13 protein-coding genes are annotated in these 16,441 nt (G+C 32.6%); 6 read left to right on the top strand and 7 right to left on the bottom strand.

Going from position 1 to position 16,441, the window contains the following annotated elements; all coding sequences use genetic code 11:
* Nucleotides 1-7: 7 nt before the first annotated feature.
* From infB to ABWU35_RS05065, 3 genes are all read right to left on the bottom strand, one after another.
* Nucleotides 8-2,329 carry a translation initiation factor IF-2 gene (infB, locus tag ABWU35_RS05075; protein ID WP_264685454.1) on the bottom strand — a complete coding sequence of 774 codons (2,322 nt, stop codon included), beginning with the start codon at nt 2,327-2,329 and terminating at the stop codon, nt 8-10.
* Between the two features lie 7 nt (nt 2,330-2,336).
* The gene (gene nusA / locus ABWU35_RS05070; RefSeq protein ID WP_149168891.1) at nt 2,337-3,890 is read right to left on the bottom strand and encodes a transcription termination factor NusA; all 1,554 of its coding nucleotides are present in this window, start codon (nt 3,888-3,890) and stop codon (nt 2,337-2,339) included.
* A gap of 87 nt (nt 3,891-3,977) precedes the next feature.
* A complete protein-coding gene (locus tag ABWU35_RS05065) occupies nt 3,978-7,052 on the bottom strand; it encodes an efflux RND transporter permease subunit (protein ID WP_179943645.1) in 3,075 nt (1,024 codons plus the stop codon).
* Between the two features lie 161 nt (nt 7,053-7,213).
* Here ABWU35_RS05065 and ABWU35_RS05060 point away from each other — a divergent pair, with 161 nt between their 5' ends.
* A complete protein-coding gene (locus ABWU35_RS05060; protein WP_007302791.1) occupies nt 7,214-7,864 on the top strand; it encodes a hypothetical protein in 651 nt (216 codons plus the stop codon).
* 3 nt (nt 7,865-7,867) lie between these two features.
* On the opposite strand, the gene ABWU35_RS05055 is transcribed toward ABWU35_RS05060, so the two are convergent.
* Nucleotides 7,868-8,605 (bottom strand): glutamine synthetase, encoded by a 738-nt coding sequence (locus ABWU35_RS05055; RefSeq protein ID WP_007302792.1) that lies wholly within the window; start codon nt 8,603-8,605, stop codon nt 7,868-7,870.
* Nucleotides 8,606-8,931: 326 nt separating this feature from the next.
* On the opposite strand from ABWU35_RS05055, the gene dnaA reads away from it, so the two are divergent.
* Entirely contained in the window at nt 8,932-10,314 is a 1,383-nt protein-coding gene (dnaA, locus tag ABWU35_RS05050; RefSeq protein ID WP_012481713.1) for a chromosomal replication initiator protein DnaA, read from the top strand.
* 157 nt (nt 10,315-10,471) lie between these two features.
* Complete coding sequence (gene secF / locus ABWU35_RS05045) at nt 10,472-11,347, top strand: protein translocase subunit SecF (RefSeq protein ID WP_007302794.1); 876 nt, start codon at nt 10,472-10,474, stop codon at nt 11,345-11,347.
* 5 nt (nt 11,348-11,352) lie between these two features.
* Here secF and ABWU35_RS05040 read toward each other — a convergent pair whose 3' ends face one another.
* The gene (locus ABWU35_RS05040; protein ID WP_007302795.1) at nt 11,353-11,877 is read right to left on the bottom strand and encodes a TIGR02281 family clan AA aspartic protease; all 525 of its coding nucleotides are present in this window, start codon (nt 11,875-11,877) and stop codon (nt 11,353-11,355) included.
* Nucleotides 11,878-11,990: 113 nt separating this feature from the next.
* Here ABWU35_RS05040 and yidC point away from each other — a divergent pair, with 113 nt between their 5' ends.
* The 3 genes from yidC to nusB are packed head-to-tail and all read left to right on the top strand — an operon-like array spanning nt 11,991 to nt 14,588.
* Entirely contained in the window at nt 11,991-13,700 is a 1,710-nt protein-coding gene (gene yidC, locus ABWU35_RS05035) for a membrane protein insertase YidC (RefSeq protein WP_019236304.1), read from the top strand.
* Nucleotides 13,678-14,106 carry a 6,7-dimethyl-8-ribityllumazine synthase gene (locus tag ABWU35_RS05030; RefSeq protein ID WP_052264871.1) on the top strand — a complete coding sequence of 143 codons (429 nt, stop codon included), beginning with the start codon at nt 13,678-13,680 and terminating at the stop codon, nt 14,104-14,106. The genes yidC and ABWU35_RS05030 overlap by 23 nt, the downstream gene beginning before the upstream one ends.
* Nucleotides 14,106-14,588, top strand: coding sequence for a transcription antitermination factor NusB (nusB, locus tag ABWU35_RS05025; RefSeq protein ID WP_006014794.1), 483 nt, complete (start codon nt 14,106-14,108; stop codon nt 14,586-14,588). The genes ABWU35_RS05030 and nusB overlap by 1 nt, the downstream gene beginning before the upstream one ends.
* Before the next feature lie 99 nt (nt 14,589-14,687).
* Here the strand turns inward: nusB and ABWU35_RS05020 are convergent, their stop codons facing one another.
* Together ABWU35_RS05020 and dut are read right to left on the bottom strand one after the other, a co-directional pair.
* A complete protein-coding gene (locus ABWU35_RS05020; protein WP_007302798.1) occupies nt 14,688-15,365 on the bottom strand; it encodes a hypothetical protein in 678 nt (225 codons plus the stop codon).
* A gap of 68 nt (nt 15,366-15,433) precedes the next feature.
* Nucleotides 15,434-15,895, bottom strand: a complete 462-nt coding sequence (gene dut / locus ABWU35_RS05015) for a dUTP diphosphatase (protein WP_007302799.1) — start codon at nt 15,893-15,895, stop codon at nt 15,434-15,436.
* Nucleotides 15,896-16,441: the final 546 nt, after the last annotated feature.

Genomic DNA, 16,441 nt, shown 5'->3' with positions numbered 1-16,441 from the left:
TCAACTACTATAACGTCCTTTCTTCTTGCACTAATTGATAAGCTTCCAAAATGTCTCCAACTTTAATATCGATATTACCCTCTAGCGATATTCCGCATTCAAAATTTACACCCACTTCTTTAACGTCATCTTTAAATCTACGTAGTGCTTTTAACTTTCCTTCATGCACCAATTTGCTGCCACGTACTACCTTAATTAGAGAATCTTTTTTTATAACTCCATCAGTGACATAACATCCGATGATATTACCGGCTTTGGATGAATTAAATATTTGCCTTACAGATGCAGAACCAACACGAACCTCTCGTGTAACAGGCTTTAACATTTTAGTTAGATACATCCTCATGTCTTCAATAAGCTCATATATTATATTGTAAGTATGTATTTCTATACCTTTTTGTTTTGCTAATTCTCTGATTTTTGAATCCACTTTTACATTAAAAGCTAAAATTACTGCGCTTGATGCTTCTGCAAGCAGCACATCTGAATCTGTTACTCCTCCTACTGCTTTGTGTAGAATATTTAATTTCACTTGATCTTTACCAAGCTTATCAATTGAGCTTGATATTGCTTCAATAGAACCAGTGACATCGCACTTTAAAACTACAGATAGTTCTTCTGTTTCACTATCATTACGACTGAATATATCTAAATTACTTTCGTCTAAATCTTCTTGCTTTTTCTTGATTAATTCTAACCTGTATTCAACAATTTCACGAGCCTGCCTTTCAGAGTTTACAACAACAAATTTATCTCCAGCATTTGGTACACCATTTAAACCAGTAACTTCAACTGGAGTAGAAGGTAGTGACGCTTTTTCTCTTTGACCAAGGTGATTAACCATACTGCGTACTTTGCTGTATGTTGTACCAACTATCAATATGTCACCAATCTTTAATGTTCCTTCTTCAACTATTAATGTAGCTGATATTCCTTTAGCTTTATCTATTTTGGACTCTATTACCCATCCAAGTGCTCGACAATCCTCTATTCCTTCTAGCGTCATTAATTCAGCAATTAATAAAATTGCCTCTTCTAGTTTATCTAAGTTGATTTTCTTTTTTGCTGATACTGGCACAATTATAACATCACCACCAAGTTCTTCGGGGATGAGGTCATACTGAGGCAAACTATTAATTATTCTTTCTACATCGCCAGGTTGTGATTTATCAATTTTATTAATGGCAACTATAATAGAGACATTTGCTGCTTTTGCATGGTTTATTGCTTCAACTGTTTGTTTCATGATTCCATCATCAGCTGCAACTACTATCACAACTATATTAGTAATATTGGCACCACGTGCACGCATTGCAGTAAATGCCTCATGCCCTGGTGTATCAATGAAAGTAATTTTTTGCTTATTTTTTGTCGTTAATTGATAAGCACCTATATGTTGAGTGATGCCACCTGACTCTCTTTCTGCAACATTGGATTCACGAAATGCATCAAGCAATGATGTTTTACCATGATCCACATGTCCCATAAAAGTAACGATAGGTGGTTTTGGTCTTTTAGGTAAGTTTTCTCTGTTGCTTATGAAGAGTAAATTCTTTTCTTTATCAGCATCACTTACTCGTTTAGCCGTATGACTAAATTTTTTTGCTATTTCGCATGCTATATCTGGATCTACTAGATCATCTACTCTATAGCTCTCCCCAACTTCTTCTTTGAGCATTTTTAGCACATTCTTGCTATCTTCTGCCATACGAATAGATAACTCCCTGATAGTTATTTTGTCTGGTATAATAACTTCTCTTGATATATTTTTACCCTTAGTAAACTTTGATTGTTTACTTCTTATACCAAATTTTTGCTTAAATACAGGGAGGTATTCATTTCTTTCATCTATTGCCTGTGTAATTACTAGCTTAGAATGCTTAGAGTATATATCTTTGCTAGCTTTAAAAGACTTTTTATCATTGTTCTCATATTCAATACTATCTTCTTTTTGTTCAACTGAGTTAGTATTACTTAAAACTTCCTTATTTATTTCTTTAGGTACAGAGTGTGATTCATTTTTATCTTCAACTTCTTGATTGCTTTCTTCTTTTTTTATTTTCTCTTCTTGTTCTCTCTGATTCCTTTCTTTCAGCAAAGTAGCATTCTGTACAGCATTAATGCGGGAAATTTGTTCTTTTTTAGTTAAAGAGCCTAATTTACTCTCGTCAAATAAACTATATTCTTCTGCAGAATGAATTTTTCTTCTTTTTTTTACTATTGTAGTACCAGTACTTTGACTATCTAAAGAGTTTAAATTAATGTCTAATTTAAGCTTGCTTAAGCCTTGTAGGGTTAATTTTTTATTACTGATATCTTCATTATTCATATTGTTTTTATATTAATCCAAGCTTTTTACGTGCTTCTATGATTATTAAATCTGCTGTATCTTTTAGATTGTCTTTATTATTAGTTGAGGAAGAGAGTATGCTACAAAACTCATAATTTGATAAATCTGCTATGTCCTCTAAAGTTTTAATATTATGTTTACTAAGAGCAATTTTATTATCTATTGATAAGGCTAAGTTGATTACATCGTCTTCCATACCTAAATTTTTTAGCTCTTCTATTTTTCTATCATTCTCTGCTTTCAGGTAATTATTTGCTCTATTATGAAGTTCATTTGCAATATCTTCATTGAAGCCCTCTATTGAAGCAAGTTCCTTAATTGAAGTGTTAGATATATCTTCTACACTTGAAAAACCTTCTGTTACCAATAATTGGCCCATAATCTCTTCTAAGTTTAAAGCTTCAGCAAATAAAACTGAACATTGACTAAATTCTTTATTTCTTCTTTCTGATTCTTGCTGAGTGCTTAATATCTCAATTTTCCATCCAACAAGCTCTGAAGCTAATCTTACATTCTGACCCTTTTTTCCTATAGCTAAACTCAATTGATCTTCAGCAACTATTAACTCTATACAATTTTCATTTTCGTCAATAATGACCTTTGATACTTCTGCAGGAGTAATGGCTTTAATAACAAATTGACCCAAATCTGATGAGTAATGTATGACGTCGATTTTTTCACCGTTTAATTCGTGTATAATAGTTTTTATTCTATCTCCTTTAACTCCAACGCAAGCACCTACTGGATCGATATTCCTATCAGATGAAAAAACAGCAATTTTAGATCTTGAACCAGCGTCTCTAGCTATACCTTTAATTGTTATCAATCCGTCAGCAATTTCTGGTACTTCTTGATTCAACAATGCTTCTAAAAAGCCTTCATGAGTCCTAGAAAGAATGATTTGACGTCCATCGTCAGAGCGCTTAACAGCCTGTATGTAAGCTTTAACCTTATCGCCTTCACGAAATGACTCACCACCAATTAAGTTTCGTAAAGGGAGGTATGCTCCAATTCCGTTTATGTCTATAATAAGATCTGAATATTCTACTTGTTTAACGATGCCATACCTCATTTCTCCTACCTTATCTTTAAATTCCTCATATTGCTTTTTTAACTCTTCATTTTTGATTATTTCAGAAATCTTTTGCTGGGCAATTCTTGCTGAAACAAGATCAGTGTTAAGAGAAATCAATTCACTAATAGTATCTCCAACTTTTGCATCTTCTTTTATTAACTTAGCTTGTGTCAACTTAATTAAGTCACACTCATTTTCATTTGATTCATCATTAATGACTTTTAGTTGTCTATATGAGGTAACTTTGCCTGTGTTTCTATCTATATTAACTACAATTTTACTTTTGCTACCATACTTTTGTTGAGCTACTGCTTCGATAGCACTTTTAAGTGCATTTATTATAATATTAAAATCCAAACCTTTTTGAAGTGAGAGCTCTCCCGCTGTTTTTATTACATCAAGGCTTCCAACTATGTTATTCTTGTTGCCTTTCTGATTAACACTGCTTTTACGATTAGCAATCATATAAATAAATCCAATTTAATTAGTTATAATTATAGCTTCAACAGGTAAAGAACGCTATCTTAAATGTTAAATGATTGCTAATTTAAGTCAAGTTTTTTCATGTCTTTGTATGATAAGCAATGCCGGAGTAAAGAATAAAGTTAAGACCGTTGCAGCCAATATTCCACTTGCTATGGTTGCTGAAATATCAACCCACCACTGGCTTGATGGAGCATCATATGTGATTTGTAGCGTAAAAAAACTGATATTTAACCTAGTAATCATCGGTATTAAACCAAGAACTGTAGTTGCAACGGTAAGTAGTATTGGCCTGATGCGAGAAATTGAAGCGTTTATTATACATTGCTTAATGTTATTTTTGCGCACCTTAATTTGCTGATGAAAGGCATCAAGCAATAGTATATTATTATTCACTATAATTCCTGCTAAAGCAATTATCCCCACTCCACACATGACAACTACAAAAACTTTCTGAATAAGAAAGAAAATGAAAAATACACATGTTGTTGATAAAAACACTGCTGTCATTACGATAAATGTATAGTATATGTTGTTAAACTGTGCCACTAGCACCAATATCATCAATGTAATTGCTAATATAAAAGCCTTTAATAAAAATGCTCCTGATTTTTGTTGATCTTCCTTATCACCTTTGAAATCAATCTTTACTCCTTTACTACAGTCTTGAGTAATCGAATTTTGAATGAACTTAACTCTTTCATCAACAAGATAGCCAGTATCAACGTCAGCAGAGATTGTTACTGTGCGTGATCCATCAATCCTACTTAGTTTATTTGCCTTTTTTTCGGGAACGTATTTCACTATGCTACTCATAGAATATGGTCCATTTGCTGTATTAATAAAAAGGTTATCTATAGTTTTCATGTTGCGATTCTTTCTGGGAAAGCGTAGTACAATATCAATTTCTTCATCTGTGTTATTTGGTCTATATTTTCCAATTAATACTCCATTTGTAACCATCTTTATAAAATCACCGATGGTTGCAACACTTACTCCAGAGCTTGTAGCCTTACTCTTATCAATACTCATATTCCACTCTATTTCAGGTGCTGATCTACTATCTTGAATATTTATAAATCCAGATGAAGGTTGGTCCATAATTTTTAGGATTTTCTCTGCTACTGAATTCAAGTTGGATGCACTTCCGCTTAAGTTAATTTGTATTGGCTTGTCAGCTGATGGTCCTGACTTTTGTTCCTGTACATCAATTATTACTCCTTTTATGTTTTGTACACTACTCCTTATATCATTTAGTATTTGCGTAGCTTTGCGCCTGCAGCGCCAATCTACAAGTTCCAATTGAATTTTGGCAATAACGTTGTCTGAAAATTTTCCTGATCGAGCATAAAAAACATAAATTTCCTTTTCAACACCCAAAATACGTTCTTCTACTTTCTTAAGTATCAAATCTCGTTCTTTGGCTGATAAGCTTTCTTTTACTTTAACGCTGATTAAAATGTTATCTGAATCTACATTCGGAAAGAACTTTAATCCAGGACCAAAAGTAAAATATAATATACTAGACAAAAATAAAACAAACACAACAACACATACAAATTTTTTGGGGTGATCTAAGACTTTCTCTAACATACGTACATAAGTTCTTATTATAAGCCCAGTATTTTTTACCTCACCACTTTCTATAGCACTCATTCTTATTATTTCTTTTTTTGAAGTTATTGAAGGTTTACCAAATATTGCACCAAGTGTTGGTATAAAAACCAAAGCCATAATTAGCGATCCAGTTAAAGTTAGAATTATTGTAATTGGTATGTACTGCATAAATTTACCGACTGTATCGGGCCAGAGTAACAGAGGGAAAAACACTGCTAATTTAGTCAATGTTGATGATAAAACTGGATAAAACATATCATGAACTGAGGTGCAAAAGGCTTCTACTTTATCCATGCCACAAATCATCTTTCTATCAGCATATTCGCTGATTACAATTGCATCATCAACCAGCATGCCAACTGCCATAATTAAACTGAAGAGCACAACTATATTTAGAGTAATACCCATGAGGTAAAGAGCCATTATTCCTATTAGAAAGGAGCCAGGTATTGATAGTGCAACAAGAATAGCAGCCCTTGTTCCCATAAAGAGCATTATTATGGTTAATATTAGTAATACGGCAAATATTATACCATTTTCCAAGTCGTCAAGCACATCACGTACATTTTTTGACTGGTCATTCAAATAAACTACTTTTAAATTTTCAGGTAATTGATCTTTTGCTTTGTCCATTAAGTATTTTACTTGATTTACCGTGTCTATTATGTTTTTTCCATTACGTTTTGAAATTTCTAGTACAATGCTAGGTAGTCCATTAATACGAGCAAATCCTTGGTGATCCTCAAACCCAAGGTATACTTTTGCTATATCTTTGATTCTCAAAACTGCATCACTTTGAGATCTAATAGGAATATTCATAATATCTTCTATGTCTTTTAATAACCCTGATATTTTAATCGAATATTTACCGGTATCATTTTCTAGTGATCCGGCTCCTACCAATCTGTTGTTGTTTGATATAGCTTGAAATATCTCATTTGATTGAATGTTATATTTTGTTAGAACTGTGGGCTCAATTATAACTTCCACTGTTTCTTTACGCATACCTGCTACTTCAACTTTAAGAACATTTGGCAGAGATTCTATTTCTTTCTTTAGTTTGCGTGCTATTTCAGTTAAAGTTCTTTCCGGCAAATTACCAATCAAGCCAACGTTTAGTATCGGAAATAAGCTCAAGTCTATTTCATTGATTATCGGAGATTCTGCTTCAATAGGTAATTTTGATTTTATGTTTAAAAGCTTTGAACGGACATTATCGAGCACTTCTTTATTATTATACTCTGTTCTAAATTCGATTATCATGTGAGCACCATCATTAGTTGCAAAAGCTCTCAATTCTTTTACACCTTCGATGGATCTTAGTTCATTTTCTATAGGAAGCACTAATAGCTTTTCACTATCCTCGACAGAAATACCAGGAAACCCGACAAATACACTAATTATAGGAATCTGTATATCAGGATTGCTTTCTCTTGGCATCTTTATATAAGTGTATGAGCCGAAGGTAAAAATCACGATAAGCAATAATATTACTGTTCTATTCCTCTCTACAAGTAAGCTTTTCATGCCAAACATTATACGTATTTATATCATATTATAGCTAAGATAAATTATATATTAATTAATCCTCATATAGCTTTATGTAAATGATTAAAATTTTTACAGTTTTGCAAGCGTAAGAAAATTTCTATATAATATGACTTTAGTATGGTATTTGAGGGATTATTGTGGTAGCAGTTTTAAGTGTGATAGAAGGCAAGAATAAAGCGATCGTATCTGGGTTGGTTGGTGTTTCATCAACTTTAGTATTTTTAACAATGATTCACATTGCTGCAAAGATAGCCATTATAGTTACTGCTGCTGCAGTTACTTACGCATTACTTTCATTGCTTAATAAAGCAAGACCTAAGTCTGTTAAAACTGATGATATGTCAGAAGATGAAGGGTATAGCAGTGTTGATGAAGGTGAAGAAAAAGATACCGTAAAAGAACCAAAAAGAACTGAAACTGAGCTAGAAGAAGAATTAAAAAATAAAAGAGCAGAAGAAGAAATGAAAAATGGACTACCTAAACATATGGATTTCAAAGGTAATTCACTTTCTAAAAGTGCTGATACTACAGATAGTCATTTCGTTTCTAGTGCTACAAATATTGTTATGGAACCTTTACCTAAACACATGGATGCACTTGGTAATCCACTTCCTGAGCAGCCACCGAGCAACCTTACCAATATAGGGCTTGGATCATCTAAAAGTACGCAGAAACTATCTGCTGCAGACTTGCTATTACAGTATGGGAATGTAAATAATGATGTGAGGAAAGTGCTAGAATGGCCAATTACCTCAAAGGAGTTTAATGGGTTAGGGTTTAACAGGTAGTTGCTATATCAAACTTTCCATCTTATATTGAGGATCAGATGCAATGCCATACACTCTATTTGGCGGAGCAATTTTGTTCTCTATACCAAAAACTATACCTTCAATTATTGCTGTGAGTACTTTTTCAAGGTTACAATCTGCTCCAGGAACACGGTGCTCTAGGCGGCATCTTTTGGAATCGTTGCCAAAATAGGGAATTCTTATCGCAGCAGTTCTGTTATTCACTCCCCAACTAATCGTAGTTGGAGTATGAATATCTGGGTACTGAAATCTTAAATATGAATCATCATTTGGAGCAAAAAACAACATATGTTTTTTCATCATTGCACATAATCCACCTATGCTGTGAATCAGGTGGTCACTATATTTTTGCTTATTGCCATAAAATAAGTTATTATTATTTGAATCCATGAGGCTAACATGTACATTTAGTGCGCTGCCTGCTCTATCCAAATAAGGTTTTGCTTTAAAAGAAACATTACCATCGAACTCTTGTGCTGTTCCAATCAGTAATTTTTTTACTAACTCAAAATGCATAATTAAATTATCAGGACTCGTATAACAATCACTTTTTATCTCGTATTGGTTTAAAGAACTCTCTTTCTCACAAAAAAATCCAAGAGAAGCTATTTTATTTTTGATGCTATTCAGAAATAAATATTCTTTTTTTATTCCCTCAGTGTAAAACTCCAGTTCAATACCGAATACAGTATTATGACTCAAATTACTTAATATAATCACAAATTTACTTCAATAAATTTATACTAAATCAGCTATATTTATACAAGTACTTTACTTATTTATCAGTAAATTTAATATCTTATTTATACATAATATATTACTATTTTTTAATAACATACTTCTAATCCTCGGTACAAGCGACATTTACAAATTGATTGTTTTTATTTCAAAAAAATGATCAATTTTAGTGCTTTTATACTCTTTACAACTCGTCAAAAAATCCTCATAATTTTAGATATGTATTAAGTAGTGTTAGCTTTTTATCTTACAGTAAGCTATTGATTATCTTGCATCTTTCTGATTATTATTCTTTCTTGGTGTGGTATATGAACTTAACTAACCCTAAGGTTTCTACTATGTTTTTTGATCAGATTATTACAGTAACGGACCACAATGTTACTTGGGAAAAAATCCAAAATTATCTCCATAATCTCTATGGAGAAGCAACATATAACAGCTGGCTGAGTTCACTAAGATTTATCAGCAACAGAAATGGAGAAGTTTTGTTGTCTGTACCAACAAGATTTATAAAGGAGTGGATTACAGTTCACTACATGGAAAAAATATTGTCATTATGGCAAAGCGAAGATCAAAGTGTATGTTCTATTGATATTCAATTAATTGAAGAAAGAAATTCAAATTCTAATACGATACTAAAAAATAGAGAGGAAAATAATCATAATCTTGGTTCACCACTAGATACCAGATTCACTTTTGATAATTTTGTGGTAGGAAAGTCAAATGAGTTAGCATTTACAGCGGCAAAGCGTGTAGCGGAATCTATAGATCCAATATCAGGAAGCAACCCTTTATTTCTATATGGTGGAGTGGGACTTGGTAAAACACATTTAATGCATGCTATAGCTTGGGACATAGTCAATTCTCCGTCAGCAAAAAGAAAAGTGGTATATTTATCAGCAGAGAAATTTATGTATCAATATATTACGGCGCTGCGGAGCAAAGATATTATGTTATTTAAAGAGCAATTTAGATCAGTAGATGTATTGATGGTAGATGATGTGCAATTTATCAGTGGTAAAGATAGTACACAAGAAGAATTTTTTCACACTTTCAATGCATTGATAGACCAAAATAAACAATTGGTTATATCAGCTGATAGGTCTCCTAGTGATCTTGATGGAGTAGAAGAAAGAATAAAATCACGACTTGGTTGGGGATTAGTTGCAGATATTAATGAAACAACTTTTGAATTAAGACTTGGTATATTGCAGGCGAAAGTGGAACGAATGAATATGTATGTTCCAAAGGATGTCCTAGAATTTTTGGCAAGGAATATAAAATCCAATATAAGAGAACTAGAAGGAGCATTAAATAAGGTTGCTCATACCTCTTTAATTGGAAGAAGCATGACAGTAGAATCAGCTAGTGAGACCCTAATTGATCTTCTTAGGTCAAATCATAGGTCAATCACAATAGAAGAAATACAGAAAAAAATAGCTGAATTTTTCAATATAAAGATTGCAGATATGCAATCTAATAGAAGGCTCCGCAGTCTTGCGAGGCCGAGACAAATAGCTATGTATTTCGCAAAGAAGTTTACGCAAAAAAGTTTACCAGATATTGGAAGAAATTTTGGTGGTAGAGATCATGCTACTGTTATACACGCAGTCAAACAAGTGGAAAATTTCATAAGAACTGACCCAAAATTTGCTGATGAAATCAATCGATTAAAAAAGATGTTTAAGTAGCACTTTATTAATGACAACCAGGCTGTTTTCATTTTTTTGATCAAATATCTTTTTCAAGTAGATTAAGTAAATCAAAGATCATTATTAGTATAAGCTAAGAGAAAATAGCTAGTCGATTGCTTAAAAAGTATATAAAATCACAATTTAAGTAGGAAATATGGCAATTAGACTTATTCCAGATAATCTTGATATAAGATTTAGTAAATATAGAAATTTGACAGCACTTGTTAGCGTTATTCTTATCATTTTTTCAATGCTTACTTTTATGCTGCGTGGAATGAATTTGGGTATAGACTTTACAGGTGGAATTTTGATAGAGATAAAATCTTCAAGCAAGGATGATGCTATTCTCGGTATATTAAAAGAGAGTGGATTTACGATACAGAGTTCAAAAGCTGGTGATAACTTAGTTGTGCGGTTTAAAGATGAGGGAGATGAAGATAAAATTAAAAAGGTTAAAAGTATATTAGAAAGCAAATTAGGTAATTTAGTAACTTATCGTAAAATAGATTATGTTGGTCCACAAATAGGCTCAACGCAGATATTTGAAGGGATATCAGCCATGTTAATTGCAATTATTGGAATATTTTTTTATGTTTGGCTTAGATTTAGCTGGCAGTGTGGACTTGGTGGAATAATGGCACTGATCCATGATGTGATTTTAACTCTTGGCTTTATCAGCTTAACGAGTATTGAGTTTAATATTTCATCAGTTGCAGCTCTACTTACCGTGATTGGCTATTCAATCAATAATTCAGTGGTTATATACGATCGGATTCGAGAGTATAAAAAAAATAGAAAAGATGTAGAAATGGATGAAATAGTTGATGCTAGCATTAATTCTACACTATTTCGTACTATGTTAACTTCAGGTACTACTCTTCTTGCTGCTCTTCCTTTAGTGCTGATTTGTACAGGTGTGGTCAGAGACTTCTGCTTAATCATTTCTTTTGGCATTGCAATCGGCACCTGTTCCGCAATATTTATCTCTGCTCCTATATTGACCTGCAGAGCGTTGATAAGTAGAGTATAGAACGTTTAACTACGATATAATATTAGCTTATTATCCCTAATAGTGAAATGAAAATATCTCAAAAAGCTCATACCAAGTAATGAATGGGACATAGAGTGAGTATTAACACTAGCGTGTACATCATTAATTAAAAAATTTCCTATTTTAACTTGAGGGATGTGAACAACACCAGCTTTTATTTGACCTTTTGCAGTTTCATATATTTTAAAGTCTTGAATGTTTTGTAAGTTAATACCAGCATGTAACGCATCTTTTTGCGATAGAACAATATCAGTTGCTCCGGTATCAAGCAAAAACGTTATATTACGATCATTGACTTGAGCTTGAATATAAAAGTGTCCATCGTATGACTTTGTAAATTCAATACTTCCGCCATTTTGAACCCTTCCTTTGTACGGTAGAAAAGTGCTCAGAAACCTATTGCTTAGTTTATCCCCTTGTGAATCAATAAACATTGCAGTAATGACTATTATCAGTAGCCAAATAACTAGATTTTTTGCTGCATTCATATTATTAAAATTTGAAGCCATAAGAGTAAATTTTTAAGATTAGCGTTAAAAGCTATTATTAAAAATAAGTAAATTTTATTGTTTTAGTACAATATTTAATATATACTTTAAGGAGGTATGTTCGATTTAATTTCATGTCAGAAGCAAAAAATTTAATTTTAGCAACAATTCTTTCTATATTGATTATAGTATTATGGCATATTATTTATGATAATTTTCTTAACACGAGCCAAAGCCAACCATCGATTGAAAATATTGAACATATCGAATCTTCTAACGACCTTGCTCCTATGATATACCAAAATCGTTCTGAAATTATTAATTCTACTAGAGAACAGAGAGTTAATTTAACCAATAACATGCTTGAAGGATCAATTTCTCTGAAAGGTGCAAGGTTTGATGACTTAATCTTAACTAACTACCACTTAGAACCGAGTTCTTCTTCTCCACAAGTGGTGTTACTGTCACCTGCAGAATCAAAAGATGTATATTTCGCAGAATTTGGGTGGCTCGATCCGAATGAAAAGATTAAAGTTCCAGATTCTAAAACAGTATGGCAAGCAGATAAACTCAATCAAAAAGAGGTCAATTTATTTTGGGATAATGAAAATGGCATTTTATTTAGAATGAAAATTAGCCTTGACGATAACTACATGTTTAAAGTTGAGCAAATTATTGAAAACAATACAAAAGATAATGTAGTTTTGGTTCCCTATGGTAAAATCAATCGTAAACGTGATAATATTAACGAATCCTATTGGATATCACATGAAGGAGTACTAGGTGCATTTAACAATAAACTAGAGGAGTGGACATATAAGGATATTTCCAAGAAACGTTTAATAAAGGCCAGCACAAGTGAAAAAAGTTGGTTTGGTTTTGCTGATAAATATTGGTTTACAGCTATCATACCTGAAAAATCTGATCAAATAAATGTAAGTATTAAGCATACGAATGTTAATAACATTGATAAGTTTCAAGTAGATTTTGTTAAACCTTACAAACACATACTCCCTGGTGCAAGTGTTTCTACTCTGAACTACTTTTTTGCTGGGGCAAAGAAATTGAATTTACTTGATTCTTATAAAGACACTCTCAATATACCTTTGTTTGATAAGGCTGTAGATTTTGGTGTTCTTTATTTTATAACCAAGCCGGTGTTTTTACTGCTTGAATATTTTAACTTTGTTTTGAAAAATTTTGGCTTAGCAATATTATTGCTAACTTTAGTAATCAAACTTTTGATGCTTCCCTTATCTAATAGATCATATATTTCGATGTTCAAGGTGAAAAGCCTGCAGCCTGAATTAACTCGTATAAAAGAGTTGTACAAAAATGACAGCTTAAAGCAGCACAAAGAGACAATTGCGTTGTTCAAGAGAAACAATGTAAATCCAATGTCGAGCATTTTCCCTATGCTCATACAAATACCAGTATTTTTTGCTCTGTATAAAGTATTATTTGTTACTATAGAGATGAGACACGCCCCTTTTTATTTATGGATTAAGGATCTTTCAGCTTCTGATCCAACAAACATTTTTACATTATTTGGGTTGTTTAATTATAACTTTCCTATTTCTATAGGCATTTTACCTATAATTTTCGGCGCTACCATGATAATTCAGCAGAAGCTAAGTGAGAAAGATCAAACCAGTAAAGATGATATTCAAGTAAATGTTATGAAGTTTTTACCTTACATTTCCGTCTTTATTTTTTCTTCTTTTCCTGCCGGCCTGGTAATATATTGGATATTTAGTAATATTATAACTCTGGTTCAACAATACTTAATAAAGTTCTTCTTAACAAGAAAAGTCGGGATAAATGTCGAAAATACTAATAGTTAATTCAATTTATTATACCGAAATAGCGAACCTTTTGCTTGAAGGTGCAGTCGATAGATTAAAAGAAAGTCATGCAAGCTATGACATAATTGAAGTTCCTGGTGCATTTGAGATACCAGCTACAATTCTCTTTGCAGTAAAAAGCAAGAATGCTAATTATGACGGTTATTTAGCTCTTGGGTGCGTGATTCGCGGTGAAACTGATCATTATAAATACGTTTGTAAAGGAGTAATCGAAGGCTTAAATGAAGTTATTATGCATTATGCAATACCCCTTGGTATGGGCGTAATTACCGCTGACAGCAAAGATAAAGCACTAATTAGAGCTGACAAAAATAAAAAGAACGTTGGTGGCCATGCAGCCTCAACTGTTTTGCATATGATAGATCTACACAATAAATTAAAATAATGGAGGAAAAACCAGTAGATAAAAAGTGGCGCATAAAAAGAAGTACGGCAAGATTTCTTGCTGTACAAATTGCTTATTCAAATATTTTTGTAAGTTACAACAAAAGCACTTTTAAATTGGAAAATTGTGAGCTTAAGGACTACATAAGTACGTTGAAAGATATATTTGAATGTGAAGAATTTGAACATCAGTTCTTAGAAAACTTGTTATGTAAGGTTATAAAAAGCAGTGAAGAATATGATAAAATAATAGAGTCTTATTTACACCCAAGCTGGTCACTTTCACGATTAAATCTTATAAGCTTATCTATTTTGCGTATTGCAGTATGTGAGTTAATTGATTTTGATACACCAGCACCAATTGTTATTAATGAATATACTAACATTGCATCTGATTTACTTGATGCTCCAAACAAAATTGGCTTTATTAATGGGTTGTTAGATAAGGTAAAGGATGCAGTCAGACTAAATAAAAATCCTTAGCAAATTTCTTACAAGTATGTGAATATCTATTTTTTGAGACAGTTTCTACAATAAGTTTAAGTCATTAACACTAAAAAATGAAGGGAAGACTTATTCCTTTTATACTTGGCTGATTAATAATCTTTCTGGCTTTTCGTGTTCAACTTTTGGTGACTTAACAATTGAGCTTGGCACAAATTCGATGGTTAGTTCTTGAACATTATTTTCTTCAACGTTTAAACCTAACGTTTTTAACTCCTGTCCACAATTTATCTGTTCAAATGTACTATCCCCTTTCTTCTTGTATAGCTGATGTATATCAAGGAGTTTAGTGTTGCCAAGCAAGATTGGATCAGGATTACCAATATATCTGATCTGACCATAACTCTCAGCTTTGAATACTTCGCCTTTTGAGTTAGTAAAATCTATAGTATATTCACCATTTTCGTTCTTATAGTTCTTTTCAATAAATTCAAGATCTTTATTTGTTACCTGCAACATCAGGTATCTTTGAGAGCTACCAGCAACAATTCTCGGAGCTTTAAGTTCAGATATTTCATTATTTTTCATGAAGGAATATATTGCTAAACTAATCAGTGCAACAGTAACAAATGCTAAAACACTCATTCCAAGTGGTGTAGCTGCAAAAGCTGCAAGTGGAACAAGTATATAAGTTGAAGACATCAAATATGGTGATGAAAGTGCTACTGCTGCGCCTATAACATACAGAGAAGTAAGTACTAAAAGTGCAGTATTTGTTTTGTGGAGCTGGCCACGGTGGTTTTTAAAAATTAACATAATTGCCTCATTTAAATTAATTAAAGTTGTATGTAAAGAATTATTATTGTCAACTTATAAACAATAAATTATCTACCACTTGAGCCGAAGCCTCCTTCATTGCGAGCAGTTTCTTTTGCATAGAATTCTTCTATGTTGTTCCAAATTATCTCAGGTACAGGAGTGATAAGAATTTGTGCAATTCTATCTCCTCTTTTTATTTCATATGGCTGATTACTTAGATTGATTAGGCAAACTTTAACTTCACCTCGATAATCGGAGTCTATAGTGCCCGGAGAATTTAAGACAGTGATTCCATGTTTTGCAGCAAGCCCAGAACGTGGGCGAACTTGTCCTTCAAAACCGTTTGGTATTGCAATTACAATGCCAGTTGGAATAAGTAACCTTTCAAGTGGATTTAAAATAACAGAGTCGTCCAATGCAGCATAAAGATCCATGCCAGCACTCTGCATAGTTGCATAACAGGGAAGAGGCAAGCTTTTGCCATGTGATAACTTTTTTATTTCTACTTTAATTTTATCTCTTTGCATTTTTATTCACCAGTTATGAAAATTTGATTGTAGCATGTAAATTATGCCTGTAAAAGATAAGAAAACTACTTGACAAATCTTTCAGCTTCCTTACTATAAAATTCAAAGTGTTTTATTACCTTCAATCTGTTCAGATTAAACGACAAAAGTATTATACAGTTGGCGTCTTATAAATCTTTCCGCTATGTGCACTTTATGTCTTCACAACAATTTCTACCTAATATAAGCTGAAGCGGGCTTATAAAATGTTTAAATACAGTATAGAACGCCAATTTTTAGGATGAGAGAGTAACAACTAGCTAACGCTTTTGCCTTTTTTTATTAGTAAATTTCTTAACGTTTATATAGAGGGTGTCATTCCAGCACTTGATGCTGGAATCCAGCCTTTCTGCAATCTCATCGAAAACGTTGTACCACCTTTCTATGCTAGTTTGCTTGTGAGCAACTTAGATCCCAGTGTCTGGGCACTGGGATGACAAAAAAGGGCTACTTGAATGACATACTTGAATTTACGCTATAAAGTGAACCGGTTTGGTGTGCTGCTGT

The organism is Wolbachia endosymbiont (group B) of Xylocampa areola (assembly GCF_964028205.1).
In the GTDB taxonomy this organism is placed as follows: Bacteria; Pseudomonadota; Alphaproteobacteria; order Rickettsiales; family Anaplasmataceae; genus Wolbachia.
Note: the sequence above shows the minus strand (reverse complement) of the source record. Positions and strands in the feature narration are given on the sequence as shown.